25 protein-coding genes are annotated in these 24,239 nt (G+C 65.5%); 20 read left to right on the top strand and 5 right to left on the bottom strand.

Translation table 11 applies throughout. The features are described from left to right. Nucleotides 1-19 precede the first annotated feature (19 nt). Nucleotides 20-217, bottom strand: a complete 198-nt coding sequence (locus M2320_RS09185; RefSeq protein ID WP_184427748.1) for a hypothetical protein — start codon at nt 215-217, stop codon at nt 20-22. A 322-nt stretch (nt 218-539) separates the two neighbouring features. Between M2320_RS09185 and M2320_RS09180 the strand changes: the two genes are divergently transcribed. Then, on the top strand, nt 540-1,823 hold the full coding sequence (locus tag M2320_RS09180) for an NAD(P)/FAD-dependent oxidoreductase (RefSeq protein ID WP_264597012.1): 1,284 nt from the start codon (nt 540-542) through the stop codon (nt 1,821-1,823). Here the strand turns inward: M2320_RS09180 and M2320_RS09175 are convergent. Next, a complete protein-coding gene (locus M2320_RS09175) occupies nt 1,810-2,307 on the bottom strand; it encodes a GNAT family N-acetyltransferase (RefSeq protein WP_264597011.1) in 498 nt (165 codons plus the stop codon). The two genes, M2320_RS09180 and M2320_RS09175, sit on opposite strands and share 14 nt — an antisense overlap. A 153-nt stretch (nt 2,308-2,460) precedes the next feature. On the opposite strand from M2320_RS09175, the gene M2320_RS09170 reads away from it, so the two are divergent. From M2320_RS09170 to M2320_RS09155, 4 genes are all read left to right on the top strand, one after another. Continuing rightward, nucleotides 2,461-3,486 (top strand): YeiH family protein, encoded by a 1,026-nt coding sequence (locus M2320_RS09170; RefSeq protein WP_264597010.1) that lies wholly within the window; start codon nt 2,461-2,463, stop codon nt 3,484-3,486. 68 nt (nt 3,487-3,554) lie between these two features. Beyond that, nucleotides 3,555-3,872, top strand: a complete 318-nt coding sequence (locus M2320_RS09165; RefSeq protein WP_264597009.1) for a hypothetical protein — start codon at nt 3,555-3,557, stop codon at nt 3,870-3,872. A 139-nt stretch (nt 3,873-4,011) separates the two neighbouring features. Next, on the top strand, nt 4,012-4,302 hold the full coding sequence (locus M2320_RS09160) for a hypothetical protein (RefSeq protein WP_264597008.1): 291 nt from the start codon (nt 4,012-4,014) through the stop codon (nt 4,300-4,302). Between the two features lie 216 nt (nt 4,303-4,518). Beyond that, nucleotides 4,519-4,788 carry an usg protein gene (locus M2320_RS09155; RefSeq protein ID WP_184427757.1) on the top strand — a complete coding sequence of 90 codons (270 nt, stop codon included), beginning with the start codon at nt 4,519-4,521 and terminating at the stop codon, nt 4,786-4,788. A gap of 4 nt (nt 4,789-4,792) precedes the next feature. On the opposite strand, the gene panE is transcribed toward M2320_RS09155, so the two are convergent. Then, entirely contained in the window at nt 4,793-5,713 is a 921-nt protein-coding gene (panE, locus tag M2320_RS09150) for a 2-dehydropantoate 2-reductase (RefSeq protein WP_264597007.1), read from the bottom strand. A 242-nt stretch (nt 5,714-5,955) separates the two neighbouring features. Here panE and M2320_RS09145 point away from each other — a divergent pair, with 242 nt between their 5' ends. The 4 genes from M2320_RS09145 to M2320_RS09130 all read left to right on the top strand — a co-directional run bounded on the left by M2320_RS09145 (nt 5,956) and on the right by M2320_RS09130 (nt 9,130). Continuing rightward, nucleotides 5,956-7,173, top strand: a complete 1,218-nt coding sequence (locus M2320_RS09145; RefSeq protein WP_264597006.1) for an esterase/lipase family protein — start codon at nt 5,956-5,958, stop codon at nt 7,171-7,173. 74 nt (nt 7,174-7,247) lie between these two features. Then, nucleotides 7,248-7,997 (top strand): SDR family NAD(P)-dependent oxidoreductase, encoded by a 750-nt coding sequence (locus M2320_RS09140; protein ID WP_264597005.1) that lies wholly within the window; start codon nt 7,248-7,250, stop codon nt 7,995-7,997. 49 nt (nt 7,998-8,046) lie between these two features. After that, nucleotides 8,047-8,577: an inorganic diphosphatase gene (locus tag M2320_RS09135; RefSeq protein ID WP_184427761.1), complete on the top strand. Its 531-nt coding sequence runs from the start codon at nt 8,047-8,049 to the stop codon at nt 8,575-8,577. A 73-nt stretch (nt 8,578-8,650) separates the two neighbouring features. Further along, nucleotides 8,651-9,130 (top strand): pyridoxamine 5'-phosphate oxidase family protein, encoded by a 480-nt coding sequence (locus M2320_RS09130; RefSeq protein ID WP_264597004.1) that lies wholly within the window; start codon nt 8,651-8,653, stop codon nt 9,128-9,130. Between the two features lie 16 nt (nt 9,131-9,146). Here M2320_RS09130 and M2320_RS09125 read toward each other — a convergent pair whose 3' ends face one another. Together M2320_RS09125 and greA are read right to left on the bottom strand one after the other, a co-directional pair. After that, nucleotides 9,147-13,958, bottom strand: a complete 4,812-nt coding sequence (locus M2320_RS09125; protein ID WP_264597003.1) for a PAS domain-containing protein — start codon at nt 13,956-13,958, stop codon at nt 9,147-9,149. Between the two features lie 291 nt (nt 13,959-14,249). Beyond that, a complete protein-coding gene (gene greA, locus M2320_RS09120; protein ID WP_184427764.1) occupies nt 14,250-14,732 on the bottom strand; it encodes a transcription elongation factor GreA in 483 nt (160 codons plus the stop codon). A 151-nt stretch (nt 14,733-14,883) separates the two neighbouring features. On the opposite strand from greA, the gene M2320_RS09115 reads away from it, so the two are divergent. The 11 genes from M2320_RS09115 to cysE all read left to right on the top strand — a co-directional run bounded on the left by M2320_RS09115 (nt 14,884) and on the right by cysE (nt 24,223). After that, the gene (locus M2320_RS09115; protein ID WP_264597002.1) at nt 14,884-15,324 is read left to right on the top strand and encodes a hypothetical protein; all 441 of its coding nucleotides are present in this window, start codon (nt 14,884-14,886) and stop codon (nt 15,322-15,324) included. 47 nt (nt 15,325-15,371) lie between these two features. Beyond that, on the top strand, nt 15,372-17,111 hold the full coding sequence (gene ggt / locus M2320_RS09110) for a gamma-glutamyltransferase (RefSeq protein ID WP_264597062.1): 1,740 nt from the start codon (nt 15,372-15,374) through the stop codon (nt 17,109-17,111). A 31-nt stretch (nt 17,112-17,142) separates the two neighbouring features. Continuing rightward, nucleotides 17,143-17,607 carry a MarR family winged helix-turn-helix transcriptional regulator gene (locus M2320_RS09105; protein WP_264597001.1) on the top strand — a complete coding sequence of 155 codons (465 nt, stop codon included), beginning with the start codon at nt 17,143-17,145 and terminating at the stop codon, nt 17,605-17,607. Continuing rightward, a complete protein-coding gene (locus tag M2320_RS09100; RefSeq protein WP_264597000.1) occupies nt 17,604-18,056 on the top strand; it encodes a hypothetical protein in 453 nt (150 codons plus the stop codon). Before M2320_RS09105 ends, M2320_RS09100 begins: the two co-directional genes overlap by 4 nt. Nucleotides 18,057-18,084: 28 nt before the next feature. Further along, the gene (locus M2320_RS09095; RefSeq protein ID WP_264596999.1) at nt 18,085-18,618 is read left to right on the top strand and encodes a cytochrome b; all 534 of its coding nucleotides are present in this window, start codon (nt 18,085-18,087) and stop codon (nt 18,616-18,618) included. 55 nt (nt 18,619-18,673) lie between these two features. Continuing rightward, entirely contained in the window at nt 18,674-19,414 is a 741-nt protein-coding gene (locus tag M2320_RS09090; RefSeq protein ID WP_264596998.1) for a M15 family metallopeptidase, read from the top strand. A 126-nt stretch (nt 19,415-19,540) separates the two neighbouring features. Continuing rightward, complete coding sequence (locus M2320_RS09085) at nt 19,541-19,906, top strand: DUF2946 family protein (RefSeq protein ID WP_264596997.1); 366 nt, start codon at nt 19,541-19,543, stop codon at nt 19,904-19,906. 78 nt (nt 19,907-19,984) lie between these two features. Continuing rightward, a complete protein-coding gene (locus tag M2320_RS09080; protein ID WP_264596996.1) occupies nt 19,985-22,231 on the top strand; it encodes a TonB-dependent receptor in 2,247 nt (748 codons plus the stop codon). Between the two features lie 126 nt (nt 22,232-22,357). Beyond that, nucleotides 22,358-22,921: a hypothetical protein gene (locus M2320_RS09075; protein WP_264596995.1), complete on the top strand. Its 564-nt coding sequence runs from the start codon at nt 22,358-22,360 to the stop codon at nt 22,919-22,921. 80 nt (nt 22,922-23,001) lie between these two features. After that, entirely contained in the window at nt 23,002-23,211 is a 210-nt protein-coding gene (locus tag M2320_RS09070; protein ID WP_184427774.1) for a hypothetical protein, read from the top strand. A gap of 133 nt (nt 23,212-23,344) precedes the next feature. Beyond that, nucleotides 23,345-24,223: a serine O-acetyltransferase gene (cysE, locus tag M2320_RS09065; RefSeq protein ID WP_264596994.1), complete on the top strand. Its 879-nt coding sequence runs from the start codon at nt 23,345-23,347 to the stop codon at nt 24,221-24,223. Nucleotides 24,224-24,239 lie beyond the last annotated feature (16 nt).

Raw genomic sequence — 24,239 nt, 5'->3', positions numbered from 1 at the left:
CCGCGCCGGCGCCACACGCTCAGGCCTTGGGCAGTTTGAGCCTGGACGCCAGCAGGACCGAGAAGGGGATGGCGAGCACGAAGCCCGCGAGCGCCGCCCAGGGGATGTATTTCATCGATTGCGCGGCGAGCTGCGGCGTGGCGAGAACGATGGCGAGGCCGACGCCCGCCAGCGTGGCGCCCAGGATGATCCAGAGCAAAGCTGCAACGACTTTCATTCCGCCCTCCATGATCCGTTCATCGCACAGGACCGTCATAGCGCGTCCGCCAAATAAAACAATATAACAGAATATCTGATTATTTTTCGGACTATGCGCGTCTGCAAAGATCACGACGGAGCCCAGAACCGCGGCAAACCGCCGCGAGCCAGGCGCGAACGCCAATGCGCTCTCGTTCTTTGGTTTGACGCATTGTCTTCACGCGAACCGGCATCCACTTCGCTCGAAAATGCGGAGGCCTCCCGCCCTCGACATTAGCATAAATTCGAATATACTAATTCTACGGCAAGACGGCGAAAGCGCCGCGGCCAGGGAGGACAACATGGCGGAAATCGTGATCATGGGCGCAGGCCTCGGCGGCGTCATCATGGCCTATGAAATGAAAGACCAGATGCGGCCGGAAGACCGGCTGACCGTGGTCACCAGGGACCCGATCTACCATTTCGTGCCGTCCAACCCGTGGGTGGCGGTGGGCTGGCGCACCCGCGAATCCGTCGAGATCGACCTCGCCCCGACCTTTTCGCGGCGCGGCATCAACTTCAAGCCGGTCCCGGTCTCCGGCGTCGACCCGCAAGCCAAGAGAGTCGATCTCGAGGACGGCTCGTCGCTCAATTACGACTATCTCATCATCGCCACCGGCCCCGAACTCGCCTTTGACGAAATCGAGGGATTTGGCCCGCACGGCTTTACCCAATCCGTCTGCCACATCGAGCACGCGGAAAAAGCGCAGGTGGATTTCGAGGAATTTTGCAAGAATCCGGCGCCGGTGATCACAGGCGCGGTCCAGGGCGCCTCCTGCTACGGCCCGGCCTATGAATTCACCTTCATCCTCGAGACCGAACTGCGCCGCCGGAAAATCCGCGACCGCGTCCCCATGACCTTCGTCACCTCCGAGCCCTATATCGGCCATATCGGCCTCGACGGCGTCGGCGACACCAAGGGTTTGTTGGAAAGCGAATTGCGCGAAAAGCACATCAAATGGATGACCAGTTCTCGCGTGAAAAGTGTCGAGAGCGGCAAGATGATTGTCGAGGAAATCGCCGAGGACGGCGCGATCAAGAAGACCCACGAACTGCCCTTCGGCTATTCGATGATGATCCCGGCGTTTCGCGGCATCAAGCCGCTGCGCGGCATTGACGGGCTGGTCAATCCGCGCGGTTTTGTGATCGTCGACAAGCACCAGCAGAACCCGACCTACCCGGAAGTGTTCGCGGTCGGCGTCTGCGTCGCCATTCCGCCGATGGGCCCGACCCCCGTGCCCTGCGGCGTGCCGAAAACCGGCTTCATGATCGAGTCGATGGTCACCGCCACGGCCCGCAACATCGGCGAAATCTTGCGCGGACGCGCGCCGCGCTTTCAGGGGACCTGGAACGCCGTCTGTCTCGCCGATTTCGGCGACAGCGGCGTCGCCTTCGTCGCCCAGCCGCAAATCCCGCCGCGCAACGTCAACTGGTCGGCCTCGGGCCGCTGGGTGCATGCGGCGAAGATCGGCTTCGAAAAATACTTCTTGCGCAAGATGCGAAAAGGCGAAAGCGAGCCCTTCTATGAATCCGCCGCGCTCAACATGCTCGGCATCGGCAAGCTGAAGAACATCATCCAGGACTGACCACAGGTTTGAGCGCGACGGTCGCCGCCAGCCGGCCGTCGCGCGCGACGACCTCATCCGAAAATCCCCGCGCCAGCGCCGCCATGGCGTGATTTTCCGGCAAAAACTCCAGCTCCACGCGGGCGAAACCCGCGCGCGCCCCCGCCTCGATCAAAGCCTGCATCAGCGCGGCGCCGAGCCCCCGCCGACGCCAGTCCTTCTCGACGCTGAAGGCGAGTTCGCCGACGCCGGCGCGCGCGGAATCTGCAACCAGCTCGCCGGCGGCGCGAATTTCGCCGCCCTCCTCCCAGCCAAACGCAACGCGCCCATCACACGCCGCCGCCCCGGCATGCATGACGATCATGAATTCCGGCGCGTCCCTGAAAAACCGCAACCGGCGGTCGTCCTCATCCAGCCGCAACAAATGGTCGGCGTAACGGTCGGCGTCGCCCGGCGTCAGGCGGAAGAAATGCGCGCGGCCGATCACATCGAGCCTCCGGTCCAAGGAGGGTCACTGATCGCACGCCGCCACGCATTTCGCAAACGCGTCACCCCTCATCAACAAAATCGAATGTTCCCACAGACAATATGCGTTGGATCGAATAAGTCACCTGACCGATAAGGGCGGCGAGATAAAATTTATTCGAATGGACATGCAATGACCGCGACAACCACACTTCCTGCCGTCGACCGAAAACACCCGCTGCTCACCCTGGCCCCCGGCCTCGCGCTGACGGCCGGCATCGCCGCCAGCGCCTATGCGCTGCGGCTCCTCCCCGGCGTCGCCGCGCTCAGCCCGATGATCCTCGCCGTGCTGATCGGCGCGCTGCTCCACAACACCATAGGAAACATCGCCGGAACCAGCGAGGGCGTGAATTTCTCGCTGCGCCGCATCCTGCGGCTGTCCATCGTCCTGATCGGCCTGCAGATCACCGCGCAGCAGGCGATGGAGGTCGGCGTCGGCGGGGTCTCGATCATCGCCTTTGCGCTCGTCGCCACCCTGCTCGCCACCCTGCTGGTCGGGCGTCTCATCGGCGTCCCGCGCGGCGTCGCCCTTCTCATCGGCGTGGGCACGTCGATCTGCGGCGCCTCGGCGATCGTCGCGGCCAAGGCGGCGACCGGCGGCGAGGACGACGACGCGGCCTATGCGGTGGCGGGCGTCACCCTGTTCGGCACGATCGCCATGTTCCTCTATCCCGCGCTCGCCGGCGTGCTGCATCTGTCGCAGGCCCAATTCGGCCTGTGGGCGGGCGCCTCGGTGCACGAGGTGGCGCAAGCCGTGTTCGCCGCGGGCCAGGGCGGCCCGGAAGCCCTGCAGATCGGAACGATCGCCAAACTGACCCGCGTCGCCATGATGGCGCCGGTGATCATCCTGCTCGGCGAAATCTATGCCCGCCTCAACCTCGTCGGCGACGGCGAACGCGGCAAACCGCCCTTCCCCTGGTTCCTGGTCGGCTTTCTCGCTTTGGCGGCGCTCAACAGCGTGATCGCCATTCCCGCCGAAATCAGCGGCCCGATCCGCGGCGCCACGGTGTTCCTGCTGTCGATGGCCATGGCGGCGATGGGCCTGCACACCAATCTGCGCCATGTGTTCAAGGCGGGCCTGCGTCCGCTGGCGCTCGGCCTGTTCGCCTCGACCTTCATCAGCGTCACGGCGCTGACCCTGATCAAATATGCGCTGTGAGTTTTTTCACCCTTGGCGAGGCAGGCTTTCGCCACGATCTCGCTAAGCAAACACGAAGGAGTGAGGACATGGGATTTCGTCATCTGGCGCTTTTGACCCTGCTGGCCGCAACCACGCCCGCTTTCGCCGGCGACGACGACCAAAACCTCGCGCTCGGCCGCAAGCTGATGGCGGAGAACGGCTGCAACGGCGAATGCCACGCGTCCCGGGCGCCGGACGGCGATCCCGCGAAATTCTTCTCCCGCCCCAATCTCAAGGTGACCTCCCTGGACGGGCTGAAGCGGCAAGTGGCGCGCTGCGTCGGCGCGGCCGGCGCCCGGCTCGACCCCGGCGAGATCGCCGCCATTGTCGCCGCTTTGAACGCCGATCACTACAAGTTCAAGTGAAGGCGACCGCCCCGCGGTTCGCCACGGCTTTTGCCGCCGCCGCGCGCGGACTATAAACGGGCGTCGACTCAATCGACGGCTCGGGAGGCGGATGACCTTGAGGGATATGGGTTCGAGGCGCGCATTTGTTTTTCTTGTCATGACCGCCGCTGTTCTGACCGCCGTCCCTGCGACGGCGGAGCAGGACGAGGCGCATCGCGCGGCCAAGGCGAAGGCCGCCGACCCGAATTGCGCGCTGGAGCAGCAGACCTGCGTCCCCAAACTGCCCCAGCCCGCGCCATTGAACGAAAAGACGGCGAAAGCGGACGCCCCCAAGACGCAGTGGATTTTCCAGGAGCCGCCCCAGAACACCCTTCCCTTCCAGAACGATCTCTCTCCGGTGAAGAAAAAGCCGGTGGGCGGCCTGGTCGGGCTCGAAATTCCGTTCTGAGCCGCATCCGCCCCATCAAGAATATTATCGATCCAGAACAATAGATTAGCCCCTCACCCTGAGGAGCCCGCGTCAGCGGGCGTCTCGAAGGGCGGGGGCGGCCCACGGATATTCCAGCCAATCAGCACTCACCGAAAATGAGTGCTAACAAATTGAGATTCTTGACAGTTTTTCGAAACAGCGGCGTAATGTCACAGCTGGACTGGAGGTGTTTCGATGGTGTCGAGGGACTTCGTGAGGCAATTGCAGGGCTATGGCATGACCACGGCCAATATCCTTTACCGCATGCCGGACCATCCGGCGATCATCCAGGAATTCGTCTGGCAGAATTACGACCTGCAGCCCGAATTCCCCGAGCTGCGCAAATTCCTGAATTTCTGGACCGAGAAGATCGAGGGCGCGATCCATCAGGTCATCGTCGCCCATTCCGGCCTGATCAAGCCGGCGGAGCTCAAGCTGGTCGGCGCCGAATTCCGCCTGCACTGACGATTTACGCCGAAACGCGCGCCCGCTGCGCCTCATAAGCCTTGCTGTGCAGGTGGGCGATGCGCAGCAAGGGCGCCTCCCCGGGAGCGCGGCGCAGCAGATCGCCGAAAATATGCTCGCCCTCGATCAGATGGTTGGCCTCGATGTCGCGCAGCATCGACGCCTTGATCGGCGATCCCTGCGCGGTGAGGATCGCCTTGAAGCGCTCGACCATTTGCGGCCGCGGCGAAAAACCGTTCGCGGCGGCGATGGCGGCGTTTTCATCAAACAAAGCGAGGGCGAGATCGCCGCCGCCCGCCGCGACAATATCGCCGACCGCAGCGCGCATCACACAGGTGATCCCCGCCAGCGCGGCGATGAAAATCCACTTCTCCCACATCTCCTGGCGGATTTTTTCACAAGGCTGCGCGTCAAATCCCGCCTCGCCCAGCGCCGCCGAGATCGCCGCCATGCGCGCGGTCGCGGCGCCGTCCAATTCCCCGAACACCAGGGCATGAAGGTCGTTGAAATGATGGATGCGGCCCTCGCCGTCGAGCCCGGCGGAGATTTGGCACAGTCCCCCCAAACATGTGTTGGCGCCGAACCGCGCGGCCAAAGCGTCGATATGGCTCATGCCGTTGAGCATGGGCAGAATGGCGGTGTGCGGCCCGACGCCGGCGGCGAACGCATCCATGGCGTCGTCGAGGTCATAGGCCTTGCAGCTCAACAGAACGAGATCGAACGCGTCGTTCAGCCCATCCGCAGTGACGATCCGCGGCTGGGCCAGATGAAAATCGCCGTGGGGGCTGAGGATGGACAGGCCGTTCCTGGACAACAGTTCGGCGCGGCGCGGACGCACCAGAAACGTGACGTCACGACCGGCCTGCGCCAGCCGTCCACCGAAATAACCGCCCAGCGCCCCGGCGCCGACAACGAGAATCCGCATGACCCCAACCCTTTCGACCGCGACGGCGCCCGCACAGCCATACACGCTTGCGGGAACCAATGCAGCAGGGATCGCATAGGATGCTGCGCGCCCTGGCGAAATTCGCGACTTCCCTTCTCCCCTTGCGGGAGAAGGTGGCTCGGCGCGAAGCGCCGAGACGGATGAGGGGCGCCAAAGGCGCGGCTTAGGTTGTGAAGCCCAGTCGTTCCGGCCTAGCCTGTTCACCCCCGCAGGAAACGCCCATGGGCAAACCCAAAATCCTCTCGGTCTCCGACCTCCTCGGTTTCGCCCGCCTCGCGGCCGAGGGCGCGGAGGGCGTGACGGGGATGGTCGCGCGCATGCACCATGCGGTGCTCGACACGCCCGGCCTCGCCCAGCTCGCGCCCGCCGTTTCGCGGAAAATTCCCAAAATGGTCTATCAAACCCTCGGCGCCGCCTTCCGCCTGACCGCCCAAGGCGCCGGCGTCGCCTCGGCCTTGATCGACGACAATGAGGTCCTGCCGCTCTCCTGGGGCCGGGAAACGGCGGTCGCGGCCCTGAACGGCGTTGTCGGCGACCATCTCGCGACGACCAACAATCCGCTGGCGCTGCCGATGCGTTTTCGCGCCAACGGCCACACCCTTGCGCTGGAAAGAGAGGCCCTTGCGCAAGCGCTCCCGAGCGTCACCGGAAAAGTCGTCGTGCTGGTCCACGGGCTCGCGATGAGCGACCTGCACTGGACGCGCGCCAACCACGACCATGGCGCGGCGCTGGCGCGCGACTTCGGCTATACGCCGGTTTATCTCTCCTACAACACCGGCCTCCACATCTCGACCAACGGGCGCGCCTTCGCGGAGGCTCTGGAAAGGCTTGTCGCCGCCTGGCCGGTGGAGATCGAGGATCTTTTGCTGCTGGGCTACAGCATGGGCGGTCTGGTCACGCGCAGCGCCTGCCTCGCCAGTGAGGCCTCCGCCCATGCCTGGCGGAAAAAGCTGTCAAAACTCGTCTTTCTCGGCACGCCCCACCATGGCGCGCCGCTCGAACGGATCGGCAATTGGGTCGGCAACGTCCTCGCGGACGCGCCCTATGCGGCCGCGCTCGCGCCCCTGGCGAAAATCCGCAGCGCCGGCGTCACCGATCTGCGTTACGGCGCCATCGCCGACGAGGACTGGAGCGGCCGCGACCGCTTCGCCCACGCGCCGGACGCGCGGCGTCCCGCGCCCCTGCCGGAAAAGGTCGCCTGCTACGCAATAGCCGCGACCCTGTCGGCCTCGCCCGGGACGCCCAAAGACCTGCTCATCGGCGACGGCCTGGTCCCGGTGGCGAGCGCGCTGGGCCGCCACCGGACCCAAGCCCTGAAATTTGCGCCGGACCGGCAATGGATCGCCTGCGCGACAGGACATCTCGACCTCCTGAGCAGCCCCGCCGTCTACAAAAGGATCGCCGCCTGGCTCGAACAGGACAGCCTCATTTCGCCCTGACTTGCGCGGGCGCAAAAACGCTTTTCTTCAACGCATTACGGTCGTGCTCCTGCGAAGGCTTCTGGGAGCATGGGATGAACGCGGACCTAAAAGACAAGCATGTTGTGGTCACCGGGGCGAGCAGCGGCATCGGCCGGGCCATCGCCACCCGGGTCGTCGCCGGCGGCGGCACAGTGATCGCCTTCGCCCGCAACGGCGACGCCCTGGCGGAGCTCGCCAGCGAACATCCCGAACAGATTTTTGCAGTCACCGGCGACGTCACCTCATCTGAGGATTTGCGACGTCTGGCCGCCTTTGTCGAGACCAGGTTCGGCGGGGTGGATGCGGTCGTCCCCAATGCCGGGATCGCGCGGGTGCGCCCCTTCGACGCCTCCGGGCCGGACGACATCGCCGAGCAGTTCGGCGTCAATTTCGTCGGCGCGTTCGAAACGGCGCGCTATCTGAAGCCACAAATCCGCGATGGCGGCGCCGTGGTCTTCCTCACCACTTTTCTCACCCGCGCCGCGCTTCCCGGCTTGAGCGTCTACAGCGCCTCCAAGGCGGCGCTGTCCTGCCTGACCCGCAGCCTCGCCGCCGAACTCGCGCCGAAAATCCGCGTCAATGCGGTCGCCCCGGGCCCCATCGCCACGCCGATCTGGGGCACGGTCGGCCTCGACCCCCAAACCCTCGACGCCGTGGCCAAGCAGGTCGCCAGCCGGCTGTTTCCGGGCGCCTTCGGCCAGCCCGCGCAGATCGCCGAGGCCGTCGCCTTCCTCTGTTCCGATGCGTCGACGAACATGTTCGGCCAGGAATTGTTCGTCGACGGCGGCTACACCTGCGGATAGGCGGCGATTCGCCGGGACGCGCGTTAATCCCGGTCAGGGAGCCCGCGCCATGCCGAATTTCGTCAACCTGCCCACCTTCACCGGCGACGGCGACCTCCAGGTCGTCGTCGAAACGCCGCGCGGCAGCCGCGCCAAATTCGCCTATGATCCGAAACTCAAGGCGTTTGTCCTGAGGAAATCGCTGCTCGCCGGCCTCACCTATCCGCATGATTGGGGCTTCGCCCCCTCGACCGCGGCCGACGACGGCGACCCCATCGACATTATGGTGGTCCACGACGCCACGACTTTTCCCGGCGTGGTGATCGTCTGCCGCCCGATCGGCGTGCTGCAGATCGAACAGCGCAGCAAGGGCAAATCCGAACGCAACGACCGGCTGTTCGCCGTGCCGCTGCGCTCCCATGCGGCCCAGGCCCTTTCGGACGTGCGCGACCTCTCCCGGCCCATGCTGCTCGAACTGGAGAAATTCTTCATCGCCACCGACGAACTCGAGGACAAGAAGCTCAACATTCTGGGATGGGAGGGACCGCAAGCGGCGCTGCAAGCGGTGGAGGAAGCGGCGAAAGCCTTCAAGAAAGATTAGCCCCCAGCCGCCCGGGAACCGAGGCGCGCAAAAGGCATTGAGACGGAAAGGCGCGGCGAAACAGGGGCGAGCGATGACGGACAGCGAGCAGATCAAACGGGCCTGGGACCTGATGGACAGCATTGGCGTGGCCATGCTGGTGACGCGCCGGGGCGAGGACATGCATGGCCGGCCGATGTCGGCCCTGGTGCGCGCCGGGGAGCGGCGCATCTATTTCCTGGCGCACCGGCGCTCGGCCTCGGATCAGGAGATCGCGGAAAACCCGTCGGTCTTCCTCGGCTTTTCCGACGCCAGCTCCAAATATGTCTCCGTCTGCGGCCGAGCCGCCCTCCACGAAGACAAGGGGCTCGTGCAAAAACTCTGGAACGCCGGCGCCCAGGCCTATTTTCCCGACGGACCCGAATCGCCCGATGTGGTCGTCATCGGCGTCGAACCCGCCACGGCCGAATATTGGGACGGTCCGGCCGGACCGATCGGCATGGTCAAGATCGCCTTTGCGGCGGCGACCGGCCAGACGCCCGATATGGGCGACAACGCCAAACTGGCGATTTGACGGGAAGCCGGCGCCTTCAGGATTTTCGCGCCCGCCGCAGCGTTTCGAGCGCTTGCGGGAAACGATATTCGGCGATCTGCCGCATCAAGGGATCGTAGGACTCAGCCAAGGCGGCGCGCAAGGCGGCGTCGGAAGCGGTCACGATCGCTCGCGCGCGAAAATCGCTCATGGCGAGCGCCGCCTCGAGATCGTCCAGAGCCCGCTTCACGGCGCGCGCATCCGATGCGCCATCGGCCCCAGAAGCAGCCCCCGGCGCGGCGAAGCTGAGCAGGAACGCCGCCGCCCCAACGAACAGCGCCTCCACGGCGCGCGCAAACCCTTCGATCTCGGCCTCGGCGCGGCGCTGCAAGGCGCTCTCGAGCCGAAAGGCGGCCTCCGCGAGATCGCCGGCGCCGATATTGCCGGCGGCGCCCCGCAAGGTGTGGGCGATCAGCCGCGCGCCATCGAAATCGCCTGTGTCCAGACAGACGCGAATCCGCCCGACATCGCCGTCGTGCAGTTCGGCGAAACGCCGGGCCAGCCGTTTATAGGCCTCGACATCGCCGGCCAACCGCCTGACGCCGGCGGCGACATCGAGCCCCGGCGGCGCCGGCGCCACGTCCGGACTGGCACTCGCGACCGGCGCCGCCCCGTCCAGCCCGGCGGCGGGCAGCAGCCGCGCCAGCGTCGCGTAGAGCTGGCCGGGATCGACCGGCTTGGCGACGAAATCGTTCATCCCCGCCTCCAGGCAGGCGCTCCGGTCCTCGCTGAGCACATTGGCGGTCAGCGCCACGATCGGCTTGGTCTCCCAACCGGGCAGCTTGCGGATTTCCCGTGCGGCCTCGATGCCGTCCATGACCGGCATCTGCACATCCATCAGAATGAGGTCGAAGGGTTCGGCCTTCGCCATCTCCAGGGCTTCGAGACCGTTGCGCGCGGTCGCGGCGGTCAGGCCCACGGCGCCCAGCAGTTCGACGGCCACCTCGCGGTTGATCTCATTGTCCTCGACCATCAGGATGCGCGTCGTCCGGTCGCGGAACTGCGCGGCATAATCCCGTTGCCCCGCGCGGCGCTCCGGCGCCCCGGCGCTCTTTTTCAGCCGCGCCGTGAACCAGAACGCGCTGCCGACGCCGGGCGTGCTGTTCGCGCCGGCCTGGCCGCCCATGGCTTCGGCCAGCCGCCGCGTGATCGCGAGCCCGAGCCCGGTGCCGCCGTAACGGCGTTTGATGGAGGCGTCCGCCTGCTCGAACATGCGGAACAAGCGCGGCAAGACCTCGGGCTGAACGCCGATGCCGGAATCCTCGACCTCGAAGCGGACCAGGATCGCGCCGTCGCCGTCCTCGATCCGCGCGGCGCGCAGGGTGATGAAGCCGCGCTCGGTGAATTTCAGCGCATTATTGGCGTAATTGAGCAGCGCCTGGCGCAAGCGCGTGACATCGCCGGACAGACGCGGCGGCAAACTGTCCATGTCGATGTTGAGACGCAGCCCCTTTTCGCGCGCGCCGGAATCGATCAGCGCGGCGACATCCGCAAACAGCCGGCCCAGGTCGAAATCGCGCTCCTCCAATTTCAGGCCGCCCGCCTCGATCCGGGCGAGATCGAGGATGTCGTCGATCAGCACCAGCAAATGTTGTGCGGCGACATCGATCTTGGCGAGGCGGCTGGCCTGCGCCGGCGTCGGATTGTCGTTTTCGAGCAGGCGGGTGAAGCCGAGAATGGCGTTCATCGGCGTGCGGATTTCGTGGCTCATATTGGCCAAAAACTGCGAGCGCGCCGCCATGGCGCGTTCGGCCGCCAGCCTGGCGTCGTGCAGCGCAGTCACGTCATAGAGCCAGGCCAGCGACGCCATCTGCCCCTCATAGGGAATGGTCATGAAGGAGGCCAAGGCCCAGACGGAGGGACGCTCCGGCTCGTCGGGGCGATAGAACTCGACCAGCCGGTTGAGCACGACCTCGCCGCGGGCGAGACGTCCGCGAATTTCGTCGAACACCGCGGGGTCGCGATAGCCGCTGCGGATGTCCCAGGTCAACGCGTCCTCCTCCGAGCGGGAGAGAAGCTCGGCGAAGGCGCGATTGACGAACAACAATCTGCTGTCCGCCAGCGACGCCACGCGCACCGCGACCGGCGCGGCCTGCATCACCTGGCGAAACGTCTCCTGCTCCTGGCGCAGGCGGGAAAAATCCAGCATGACGGAGCGGGTCTTTTCAAATGCGCCATCTGCGCCCCGAAGCGCAGTCGCCGAGACCAGCACCGGCAACAGCTCGCCATTCGCCGTCTGCAACTCGATTTCCAATTCGTCGAGGCGGCCGGTGGCCAACACGGACGGAAATGTCCGCTTGAAAATCGCCTGCGATTTCTCCGAAAGGAATTCGGACAGGCGGCGTTTGCCGACGACCTCCTCGCGGGTCAGGCCAAGCCAGGAGAGTTCGGTGTCGTTGATCCGGACGATCACGCCGTCGCGGTCGAGGGAGTGGTAGCCGCAGGGCGCGTTATTGTAGAGGTCTTCAAATTCCCTGGCCTGTTCGGCCAATTCGGCCTGCGCCTGCTTGAAGCCGGAAATGTCGGAAATCTCGACGATAAAGCCGCGGACTTCGCCCTCGACGATGTCCGGGACATAATGGGTGAGCACGCAGACCTCCCCGCCGTCGAGCCGGGGAATGGACCGCTCGAACACTTGCGGCTCGCCCTTCAGCACCGCGCGCACATAAGGCGCGACCGCCTCATTCAGCTCCGGGCCGAGCACTTCGGAGATTTTCCGCCCCTCGACCCAGTCCGGCGTGACTCCAAACCATTCGAGATAGCGGCGGTTGGCGAAGCGGTTGCGCAGATCGGCGTCCCAATAGCCGAGCAGGCCGGGCGCCGCATCGGTGATCATCCTGAGAAAACGTTCCTTGGCCTGCACTTCGGCGGTGCGCTCGGCGACCCGGCGCTCGAGGTCGGCGTTGAGGCGCCGGATTTCCGCTTCGTTTTGGACGCGCTTGGAAATGTCCTGAACATTCACCGCGCATTGCCGCGGCGCCGACTGGTGGGCGGCGACGAGGAAATGCGCGCCCAAAACATCCGAATAGCCCTCGAACTGGACCGGCGCGCCGTCCAGGGCGACCGCGCCCAGGATTCCGATCCAGTCGACAGCGTCATTCTCGACCCCCGGCAGGATTTCGGTCACGCGCCGGCCGACAAGCTCCGACGCCGGACGGTCGATCATCCGCTCGACATGCTTGTTGCAAGCGACGAACACCAGATCGGCGGTCCGGCCCTCTTCCCCCTCGACGACCTCGAGCACCACCAGGGCGCTGTTCATGTTCTCGAACAATGACCGATATTTCCGCTCCGATTCCGCCAGCCGCTCCTCGGCGCGCACGCGCTCGGTCAGATCGGTGGAAATGCCGCACAGCCCGTAAATAGCGCCGTCCCGGCCGCGCAAGGGCAGCTTGAACGACAGATAGGTCACGGTTTCGTCGCTCCCGCGCATACGGACGGGCTCAAGCTGTCGCAGGGATTCCCCGTCTTCCAGCACGCGGCGGTCGACGGCGCGCACACGCGCGACCGTCTCCGCGTCCAAGAATTTTTCGTCGGTGGAGCCGACGATCTGCCCCAGCTTGGCCGTCCAAAGCCGGCGCAAGGCGGCATTGGCGAAGAGATAGCGCCCCTCCCGATCCTTCAGATAGATGCAGGCGTCGACCCCATCCAATATAGTGCGCAGGCGCTCTTCGCTCTGCCGGAACCGCTCCTCCGCGCGCGTGCGTTCGGTGAGGTCCTCCATGAAAATGATGAGACCGCCGATTTCGTCGCTGGCGTCGCGCCAGGGCCGCACCTCCCAGCGCAGCAACAGGACGGAGCCGTCGGCGCGGTCGAACCGATCCTGGTCCGCCTTGATCGCTTCGCCGGCCAGGCAGCGGGCGTTCACCACCCGCCAGCGCTCGGGAATGTCGGGCATGACCTCGTACAGCCCGCGGCCGACGAGCTCCTGTCCCCGCAGGCCATGAGCGTCGAGCCAGGGGCGGTTGGCGGCGACAAAGCGCATGTCCTTGTCGAGCATGGCCAGGGCGACCGGCGCATGTTCGATGAACAGCCTGAGCAGCTCCCGGCTTTCGCGGAGCGCCCGCTCGGCCTGCTTGCGACGGGTGATGTCCTGCACCGTGCCGCGGATCATGACGCAGACGCCCGCCGCATCGACGTCACGCTCGCCCCGCAAGGTCACCCAGCACGCGCCCCCGCCAGGGCGCCGCAGTTCGGCGTCGATCTCATAGGGAACGCCGGTCTGAACGAGGCGCTCGATGGCGGCTTCGATCGTCGCCCAGTCGTCGGGCGCGAAAGAATCGCGGCACTCCCGGTAATCGGCGGGCGCGCCCAGCGCGGGATCGCGCCCAAAAATGCGAAAAACCTCGTCCGACCAGCAGGCCACGCCGGCGCGCAGATCCGCGGCCCAACAGCCGACTCCGGCGGCGCGTTGCGCTTCGTTCAGGCGCGCGATCGTGGTTCCGAGGTCAACCTCGCCTTGCTTGCGGTCGCGAACGTCTTCGAGGACGAGCATCGCGCGCCCTTGACCGCCGCTCAGCGCCCAGGCCGTCAGATTGACCCATAGCGTCTCGCGGTTCTTCGTGAGGCAGCGCAGCTCCCGTCGGAGGGGAGGCGCGCCCGCAACAAAAAGCCCGGACCAGTCCTCGAAAACATCGTCGGGGTGGATGATGTCCGCGAGCGTCTTGCCCAAAAATTCGTCGCGTTGATAGCCGAGCATCCGCAGCAAGGCGCCGTTGGCGGCGCTGACGCCCGAGGTCTTCAGCAAGATGGCGGCGCCCATGGGCGCGCCGTCGAAGAAGGAGTCGAAACCGCTGTCCTGCGGCGTCATGCAATCGGGCCTCCGGCGCCGGCGGCCGCACGGGCGTCTCCCTGGTCCGGGCTGCGATGTCTTGGACCTGATCCCGCGTGCGCGCCGCCCCAAACTTGGCACAATTCCAGGACCGAAGGAATGAGCCTCTCCGCTGATCCCATGCGACCTTTCGCCAAGGCGGATTTCAGGCGGAAAGAATTTCTCGATATCTAATAATAAAGAAGCCGTCACCCGCGGAGCCTGCGAAGCAGCGCTGAGCTTGCCGAAGCGTCGAAGGGCGGGGGCGGCCCCCGGTCTTTCAGCAACCCACTACAAAATCTCGATGATCTCGATCTCCTGGCCGGAGGCGCCGACCTCATCGCCGACGGATTTGCCCATCAGCAGCCGCGCCACCGGAGAGACGAAGGAAATCGAGCCCGATTTGGGGTCCGCCTCATCCTCGCCGACGATGCGATAGGTCTGCACGCGGCCGTCCCCGCGCCGAAACGTCACTTTGGCGCCGAAAGCCACGGTCTCGCAGGACGAAGGCTCGGCCATGAGCTGGGCGGTGCGGACCCGCGCCGCGAAATAGCGCATGTCGCGCAAAGGAATGGCCGCCTGCCGGCGCCGCTCGTTCACATCCTCGAGAGTCTGCGCGGCCTCGTAAGCCAAGCGAGCCTGTTCGAGCTGCGCCTCGAGCGCCTTCAGCCCCGCCGCGGTGACGAGATTGGGATGCGGCGAGATCGGGCGATCGGGCAACTGGGTCTCCGAGGCTGTTTCCGCACTGTCTTCCTTGGTGAAGGCGACGCTCAATTCAGGCTCCTCTCCCGCCGACCGAATCGAACAGAAATTCGATTGCTTCATTCCGGCACTCTATGCAGGGCCGCCGCGAATTGCGATCCTGGACTCGCGCAACTCCCGCCCCCAAAAGGCGTTGCGGCATGTGTTTGCAAGAGCGGCTGCGATGACCAAACCCAAACCCTATGCCGTCGTTCCCGGATCACGCGGCCCCCGACGCGATTTTCGCATCAGCGTCGGCCTGCGCGAGGGCTGGGACGCGGAGGGACGCGTGTTCGACGTGTCGGAAGCCGTGCGCACGGCGCGCGCCTGGATGAAGCGCCGCGTCGAAGCGGGACAACCTGCGCTCTCCGGCATGTTCACGCGCGCGGAAGTCACCTACGCCTGGCCGCGCGAAGACGGCACGGTGGGCTCGGACCGCGAACCTGTGGCCCTGTTCACCGGAGAGGCGGTCCACGCCTATCTCGGCGCTCTCGCCGACGAGGCCGTCGAAGCCATGCTGAACGAACTGGCGATGGAGCTTGGCGAAGCGCTCGGACAGGAGCGCATCTATGTCGCCTTCGCCGACCGCACCTGGATTCTGGACCGGGGCGAAGAGACCTCGTGAAAGGCGACGGAGTCTTGCGCGCCAACCCGAGCGCGATAGGCTTGCCCATGGTTTTTGCCCGCTTCACCCTCCGCTTCGTCGCGCTGGCCGGCCTCGTCTTGGCCGGAATAGCTCCCGCCTCGCCCCAGAGCGAATCGCCGGTCGCGCGCCTCGCCCTCGTCCATCCGGTGACGGCCCGGCACGGCATGGTGGTCAGCCAGGAGGCCAAGGCCTCGCAAGTCGGCGTCGACATTCTCAAGCGCGGCGGCAACGCCGTCGACGCGGCGGTCGCGACTGGCTTCGCGCTCGCCGTCACCCTGCCGCGGGCGGGAAACATCGGCGGCGGCGGTTTCATGCTCGTCCATCTGGCGGCCGAGAAAAAAACCGTGGCGATCGACTATCGCGAGACAGCCCCGGCGCTGACGACACCAAATGTGTTTCTCGACGAGAACGGCAAGCCGGACCGGCAAAAATCGGTTTTTAGCGGTCTCTCCATCGGCGTCCCCGGCACGGTCGCCGGCCTGGAGCTGGCGTGGCGCAGCTATGGCTCGGGCCGCCTGAGTTTCGCCGAGCTCGTCGCGCCGGCGATCCGGCTGGCGCGCCAGGGCCTCACGGTCGACGACGACCTTGCGGATTCCCTGCCCTTCGCCACCAAGAATTTCGCCCGCCACCCCTCCTCCGCGCGCATTTTTCTGAGGCCCGACGGGACGCCGCTGCGCCCCGGCGACCACATCGCCCTCGACGATCTCGCGGACACGCTGGAAAAAATCGCAGGCCGTGGCGGCCAGGGCTTTTACGCCGGCCCCATCGCGGAAAAACTGGTGCGCGCGGTGCAAAACGCCGGCGGCCAGATGACGCTCGACGACCTCGCCGCCTACAAGGCGATCGAACGCGCGCCGGTGCAGGGCGACTATCGCGGCCACAAAATCGTCTCCATGCCGCCGCCCTCCTCAGGCGGCGCGCATATCATCGAAATCGCCAATATTTTGGAGGCCTATCCGCTCGCCGAACAGGGCCTGAATTCGGCGGCGACCATCCACCAAATCGCCGAGGCGGAAAAACACGCCTTCGCCGATCGCGCCCGCTATATGGGCGACCCCGATTTCGTCAAAATTCCGCTGAGCGGCCTGCTGTCGAAAGATTATGCCGCGCGCCTGCGCGCCAAAATCTCGCCCGACCGGGCGCGACCCGCCAGCGAAATCGCCGCGGAAAGGCCGCAACCCTATGAAAGCGACCAGACCACGCATTTTTCCGTGGTCGACGAAGCCGGCAATGCGGTCTCCAACACCTATACGCTCAACATTCCCTATGGCTGCGGCCTGGTCGTCGACGGCGCCGGCTTTCTGCTCAATGACGAACTCGACGATTTCACCGCGAAATCCGGGGAAGCCAATCTCTACGGCCTGGTCGGCGGCGAAGCCAACCTGCCGGGCCCGCGCAAGCGCCCGCTGTCCTCGATGAGTCCGACCCTGGTGTTCAAGGACGGCGAACTCGAACTGGTTACCGGCGCCGCCGGCGGCTCGCGCATCATCTCGATCGTGCTGCAGATCATCCTGGACACGATCGACCACGGCCTCAACGTGGCGGAAGCCGAACTGGCGCCGCGCGTCCATCACCAATGGCTGCCCGACGAATTGCGCGTGGAGCGCGGCCTTTCCAACGACACGATCAGACTGCTGGAAGCCAAGGGCCATAAAATCGTGCTGCGCGAGCCCATGGGCTCCGCCTATTCGATCGCCCGCCGGAACGGCGAACTCACCGGCGCCTCCGACCCCCGTCATCGCGGCGCGGCCGCCGTCGGATATTGACAGCAAGCTGCCATTTTGGCAGTATGCTGTCATGTCAGACGCCACACCCCCCTTCGACCATCCCGCCAACGCCCTCACGCTGGAAATTTTTCGGCTCAACGGCGCCCTGATCAAATTCGGCGACGCGCTGGTCAAAGAGCTCGGCCTGACCAGCGCCCGCTGGCAGGTCCTGGGCTCCATCGCCCATGGCGGCGGAACCTTTTCCGTCGCCCGCCTCGCCGACAATATGGGACTGGCGCGCCAGTCCGTGCAGCGCATCGTCGACGAACTCGCGCAAGCCGGCCTGGTCGGCTTCGCACAAAATCCTGCTCACAAACGCGCCAAGCTGGTGGCGATGACGCCCCTCGGCGAGGACGTGTTCCAACAAGCCAGCGCGCTCTGGCTGCCCGTCGCCGACGCCATGCTGACCTGGCTCGACGCGGATCGCCTTGAGCAAACCACGCAAAACCTCGCCGCCCTGCGGGCGCGGCTCGACGCGCAAAGGAGTTCGGAATGATCAGGACCCTGCACCCCATAGCCGGCATCACCGCCTTCCTCACCATATTCGCCTTCTGGACCTCCACAGTGGCGGTCGAACTCGCCGGCGACCACGCCGAAATCGCCGCGGTCAAACTGGCCATCCTCTGGGGCTTGATCGTGTTGATCCCCGCCATGGCCCTGGCGGGCGCCAGCGGGTTCAAGCTCGGGGCTAAGTCGGCAAATCCGACCATCGTGAGCAAAAGGCGGCGGATGCCCGTCATCGCCCTGAACGGCCTGCTCGTGCTCGTCCCTTGCGCCATCTTCCTGCAACAGCGCGCCAGCGCTGGCGCCTTCGACCAGACATTTGTCCTCGTCCAGGGCGTCGAACTCGTCGCCGGCGCGCTCAACCTCACACTGATCGGCCTGAGCATCCGCGACGGTTTTGCGATCACCCGACGTTTTGCCGCGCCCTCACAAGCAAAATGAATTTTCCCTGGAAACCAAAGGATTTGTCATGACGATAAAATCTTCGCCCCAAACCTATGGCGCTGTCGCGATTTCACTCCACTGGCTCTCCGCTCTGCTGATCCTGGCGCTGCTGTGGTCCGGGTTCCGCGCCGCTGGCCTCCACGACCCCGCCGCCAAGGCCGCGCTGCTGCGCCTGCATCTGCCCGCCGGCCTTCTGGTCCTTGCCTTGACGGCGGCGCGCATCCTCTGGTGGCTGGGCTTCGACGCCAAGCCGGCGGCGCTGGCCGCCAGCCCCTTGCAGCAGCGAGCCGCCAGCTTCGTCCATATCCTGCTCTATGTGGTCATGCTGGGCATGGTCGCGAGCGGCCTCGGCATGACGATTTCAACCGGCGCGGCCGGACACATCTTTTCGCCCGACACCTCCGCCCTGCCCGATTTCTGGCGCGTCCGACCGCGCATTCCCCATGGATTGGGCGCGCGTCTGCTGCTCGCTTTGCTCGGCCTCCACGTCGCCGCCGCGCTCTACCACCAATTTGTCCGCGGCGACGCGGTCTTCCGGCGCATCTGGTTCGCCCGCTGACCAAGCGGTCGCGCGCCGCCTTGGCGCGCGACCCAATCCTGGCTAGCCTGCCGGCATGCGAAACAGCTCATTGGCCCTGACCCTGGCGGTCCTCCTGCTCTCCGGCGCCGCCGGCGGCGCCGCGCCCCTGCCCAAAGGTTTTGTTTATCTGCGCGATGTCGACCCGAGCATCGCCCAGGACATCCGCTACGCCGGCGCGCATAATTTTCTCGGCCGCCCCGCCGACGGCTATGGCGCCGCCGAATGTGTGCTCGCCCAACCCGCCGCCGCCGCGCTGAAACAGGCGCAAGACAAGCTCGCCGCGCAAAACCTCTTGCTGATCGTCTGGGATTGCTATCGCCCCGCGCGCGCCGTCCGCGATTTCGTGCGCTGGACCGAAAACCCGGACCAGCAGACGAAGACCGAGTTTTTTCCTCACATCGACAAGACGCAGTTGGTTCCGCTCGGCTACATCGCCGCGCGCTCAAAACATTCGCGCGGCGCAACGGTCGATGTCGGCCTCATTCCGATCGGCGCGCCAACCGGTTCGACCGCGAAACCTGTCTCCTGCGATCGGCCAAAGGGAGAGCGCTTCGACGACGGAACCCTCGATTTCGGCTCGGGCTACGATTGTTTCGATCCGATCGCCAATCTCGACAACGCCGAGGTGGGCGAACCAGCCGCGGACAACCGACAGCGCCTGAGCGCGCTGATGCAATCGGTCGGCTTCAAGCCCTATGCGATGGAATGGTGGCATTTTGAACTGCGCGACGCGCCTTTCGCGTCGGAATTCGATTTCGAAATCCTGCCGCGATAGCAATTTGCGTCCAAGCTCGATCCGATTGTTGCGCTTCAACAAAGTCCTAAGCTAATCTTGGCGAAATTCTGTCCGGATTGTGCGATCCCTCTCGCTACGTCTGTGACGGACTCCCGGGGGCAATACGTGACGCGTCGGCGAATCCTCGCCATTCTGCCGGCCTTTCTGGCCGCTCTGCTGGTGCAGATCTATGCGCCGGCGGGCTCGGCGCTCGCCATTGCGCGCGCGCATCAGCAGACCGTCGCCCAACCCTGCGCCATGCATGCGAATCACGCGGAGGCGGAAAGAACCGCGCCGCATTCGCATGACGCCGCCTGCGATCTCTGCGACTTCGTCTTTTCCGGCGCGGCGCCGCTCGCCTTCGACCCGCCGCCGACCGATTTTACCCGCGCCGCGCCGCATCGCCTGACCTGGACCCTGCCGACTGCTCTCCGCGTCGCCAGCGCGCGGCGAACAACCGCGCAAGCCCGGGCGCCGCCTTCCGCAAGCTGATCCCCGCACATCCGAGATTCGTTGCGGCCTCGCGGCCGAACGCGCTCGCCTGTCCCTCAGCTTGTGAAAGACCTCATCATGACCCGTTTGACCGCCCTGCTGCTCGCGGGCGCATCGCTGCTGCCTGTGCTCGCCCACGCCCAACAAAATCTGCCCGACGTCGAAATCAACGTCGACCGCGTCGCGCAACCCGCCGCAACGCCCCAACCTGCACCCACGTCAGCGCCGCAAGGCGCGGTCACCCTCGTCTCCCGCGAAACCATCGCCAATTACAGCCCGCGCGGCAATGACATGGCCCAGGCGCTCGGCGGAACGCCCGGCCTCAGCCTCGCGACCGGCGGCGGCGTGTCGAGCCTGCCGGTCATCCACGGCCTCAACGACGACCGCAACGCGGTCGTGCTCGGCGGCGTGCCGATTTCCTCGGCCTGCGCCAACCACATGAACCCGCCTTTGTCCTATATCGACCCGCTCGCCGCGGGCGAGGTCGAGGTGGTCACGGTCAACGTGCCGGTGAGCAAGGGCGGCGATTCCATCGGCGGCGCGATCATCGTCAAGCCGCGCGCGCCGATTTTCGCGCAGGCGACGCCGACGACAAAGGGCCCGGGCCCGCTCACCCTCGCGCCCGGCGTCATCGCCTCCGGCTCGATCTCGGCGAGCGGCCGCTCGAATTATGGCGGCATCGGCGTGTCCGGCCACGCCAATGTGGCGACCGAGCATTTCAGCCTGCAATATGACGGCGCCTGGAGCAAGGCGGGCGCCTATCACGCCGGCGGCGGCGCCGTGGTGCGCGCCAGCCAATACGAGGCGCAAAACCATTCGGCGACGCTGGCCTATCAGAACGACGGCCATATTTTGGCGTTCCGCTACGACCACCAGGGCATTCCCTACCAGGGCTTTCCCAACCAATACATGGACATGCTCGGCAATAACGGCAACACCTTCGACCTCTCCTACAAGGGCGCCTATGGCTGGGGCCGGCTGGAGGCCAACGCCTATTACCACCTCACCCAGCACTATATGAATTTCCTCTCCGACCGGAACACGACCATGGGCATGCCCATGTATGTCAACGGCCAGGATTTCGGCTATCGGATCAAGGCGGAGGTCAATTTCGCCGACAATGATCTCGTGCGCCTGGGCAATGAGCTGCACCTGCAAAGGCTCAACGAATGGTGGCCGCCGGTGCAGATGAACATGGGCGGCATGGGGGGAATGGGCGGCATGGGCGGCATCAACGCCATGTGCTGCTCGACCTACATCAACATCAACAACGGCCAACGCAACGTGCTCAGCACCTTCGTCGAATGGGAGCGGCGCTGGACCAGCGACATCTCCACCCTGTTCGGCATGCGCAACGACACGGTGTGGATGACGACCGGCCCGGTGCAGGGCTACAACAACAGCCCCATAGCCATGTACGGCGGCTATGGCCTGGACGCCGCGATCTTCAACCGGCTCAACCCCAACAAGACCGACGTCAATTTCGACGCGACCGCCCTGGTGCGCTACACGCCCGACCCGACCAGCCAATATGAGTTCGGCCTCACCCGCAAGACCCGCTCGCCCAGCATTTACGAACGCTATTCCTGGTCGACGGGGGCGATGGCGTCGAAAATGATCGGCTGGTTCGGCGACGGCAACGGCTATGTCGGCAATATCGACCTCAAGCCGGAAATCGCCAACACCGTGGCGATCACCGGCGGATGGCGCGATCCCTCCGGCCTGTGGAGCGTCAAGGCCGCGCCCTACTATTCCTACGTCCAGGACTTCATCGACGTCTACAAGCTGCGCACGCTCGGGACCGGCGTCAACGCCGTCAACCAGCTGCGCTTCGCCAATTTCGACGCCGAACTCTACGGCTTCGATCTTTCCGGGCGCGCGCGGCTGGCGCAAACCGTGGATTACGGCGATTTCGCCCTCACCGGCCAGATCAGCGCGGTGCGCGGCCGCCGGATCGACGGCCAGAACCTCTATCATATGGCGCCGCTGAACGGACAGGTTGCGGTCGAAAACAGCATCGCTGTGTTCGGCGGCCGGCTCGCCAGCGCGGTCGAGTTGCGCGCGGCCATCGCCAAGACCGAGGTCCAGAGCCTGCGCCTGGAGCCGGAAACGCCCGCCTACGCCATCGTCAACATGCGCACCGCCTACGCGTATCAAAACCTGCGCTTCGACCTCGGCGTCGAAAACATCGCCGACCAGCTCTATTATTCGCCGCTGGGCGGCATCGACATCTCGGATTGGAGGGCCGGCGCCAATCCGCTGCTGCACACGCCGCTCGCCGCGGTGGGACGCACGGTCTATGGCGGCATGACCGTCAAGTTCTGACTTTTGCGATCGGCCCCGCCCAAGCGGCGGGGCCATTCAGGCGAGGCCATTTCAGGCGGCGCCATTTCGCGTCTTTTTCGGCGGTTGCGAAAAGGCTAAGCTCCTCCTGAACGCCCGGAGGCGCCGATGTCCCTCATCAAAATGCTCGTCGCCTTCGCGCCCTGGATCGCCTTTTTGATCCTCGCCCACGGCGATCTGCTGCAGATCAAGATCGCCCTGTTCGTCGCCTTCGTCGTCAATGTCGGCATGGCATTGACCAAACTGCATCGCGGCGCGCTGATGTGGGCCGGCAACGTCTTCTTCCTGTTCGCGCTGGCGGCGGTCGGCTGGTTCGAAAATCTTTGGGTGCTGCGCCACCTCGGCGTGCTCGCCAATGGCGCGCTGGCCGCCGGCGTCCTCGGCGGGATGTTGGCGGGCAAGCCGTTCACGCTCGAATACGCCAAGCAGAACGTCGATGAAAGCCGATGGCGCGACCCTTTGTTCCTGCGCACCAACCAGATCCTGACGGGCGTCTGGGGCGCGATTTTCACGCTCAACGCCGCGCTCGCCTGGGCCAAGAGCCAACATGCGCTACTGCCCGACTTCGCTTTCGAAATGCTGAACTACACCGGCCTGATCGCCGCGGCTTTGTTCACCCGCTGGTACGCGGCCCTGATGCATCGCAAGGCCGACGAAGCCCGGCGCGCCTGAGGCGCCGCCGCCTTTCCTCTTCCCGCGCTTATGTGCGAGGATCATGCGCCGCGGACGTCCTTCCGCGCGCGGGAGGCCCCATGCCCTGGATCGTGGTCTATCGCAACGAGACGATGAGCCGGGAAATGCGCTCGCCGCCCTGTCCGACGGAGCGCAGCGCCCTGACGCATGCGCGCGCTCTCTACCGCGACGGCGCCGACATCCTGCGAATCGAAGGCCCGGACGGCAAGGTCATGCCGGACCGACAGCTCGACGCCTGGCTCGACAGCAGCCCGGAGTACGACGACTGAGGCTTGCGGCCGCCGCCAATCCTTGACCCCAGCCCAACCAGCCCCGCCCGCACGCAGGATATTGCCCTGATCCATTAGTTGACAAATCTACTAGATCAATAAATTATGTCTTCATTGATAACGAGGGTGCTCCATGGCTCCGACTCCCCGCCACCTGACCCTGGCCGCTTCGTCCACCTTTCCCGCGCCGCTCGACCATCCCGCCGCGGCCCAAGACTCGCTGTGGCGGAAACTGCTCGAAGAGGCGGAATCCGCCTTCGACTCCGAGCCCAATCTGCGCGCCCTGCTGCGGCAAACCATTCTCGACCGGGATTCCTTCGAAGAGGCGGTGATTCATCGCGTCGCCAGCCGCTTCGCCAGCGATTTCGTTCCCGTCGGCCACATTGTCGCGACCTTCACGGCGGCGCTCGCCGAAGACCCCGACATCGGCCTCGCCTTCCGCACGGACATTAACGCGGTGATCGACCGCGACCCCGCCTGCGACCGCTTCATCGAGCCCTTCCTCTATTTCAAGGGCTACCACGCCATCCAGATCCACCGCCTCGCCCACCATCTGTGGACGCAGGGCAAGCAGGATTTCGCGCTTTATCTGCAAAGCCGCTCCTCCGACCTGTTCCAGACCGACATTCATCCGGCGGCGCGGATCGGCCGCGGCGTGTTCCTCGACCACGCCACCGGCTTCGTCGTCGGCTCGACCGCGGTGATCGACGACGACGTCTCGATCCTGCAAAACGTCACCCTCGGCGGCACCGGCAAGGAGGCGGGCGACCGCCATCCCAAAGTGCGGCGCGGCGTCCTGCTCGGCGCCGGCGCCAAAATCCTCGGCAATATCGAGGTCGGCGAATATGCGCGGGTGGCGGCGGGCTCGGTGGTGCTGCATGCCGTCCCCGCCCACACCACGGTCGCCGGCGTGCCCGCCAAAGTGGTCGCCAAGCACCAGGACGAACCCTATCGCGACATGGACCAGGTGCTGCGGGAGCTCAGCTACCGCGCCTTTTCCTACGCGATCTGAGCCGACCGGGAGACGG

Source organism: Rhodoblastus acidophilus, assembly GCF_025961575.1.
In the GTDB taxonomy this organism is placed as follows: Bacteria; Pseudomonadota; Alphaproteobacteria; order Rhizobiales; family Beijerinckiaceae; genus Rhodoblastus; species Rhodoblastus acidophilus_C.
The sequence above is the reverse complement of the archived record's forward strand: the minus strand, read 5'-3'. Positions and strand labels throughout refer to the sequence as shown.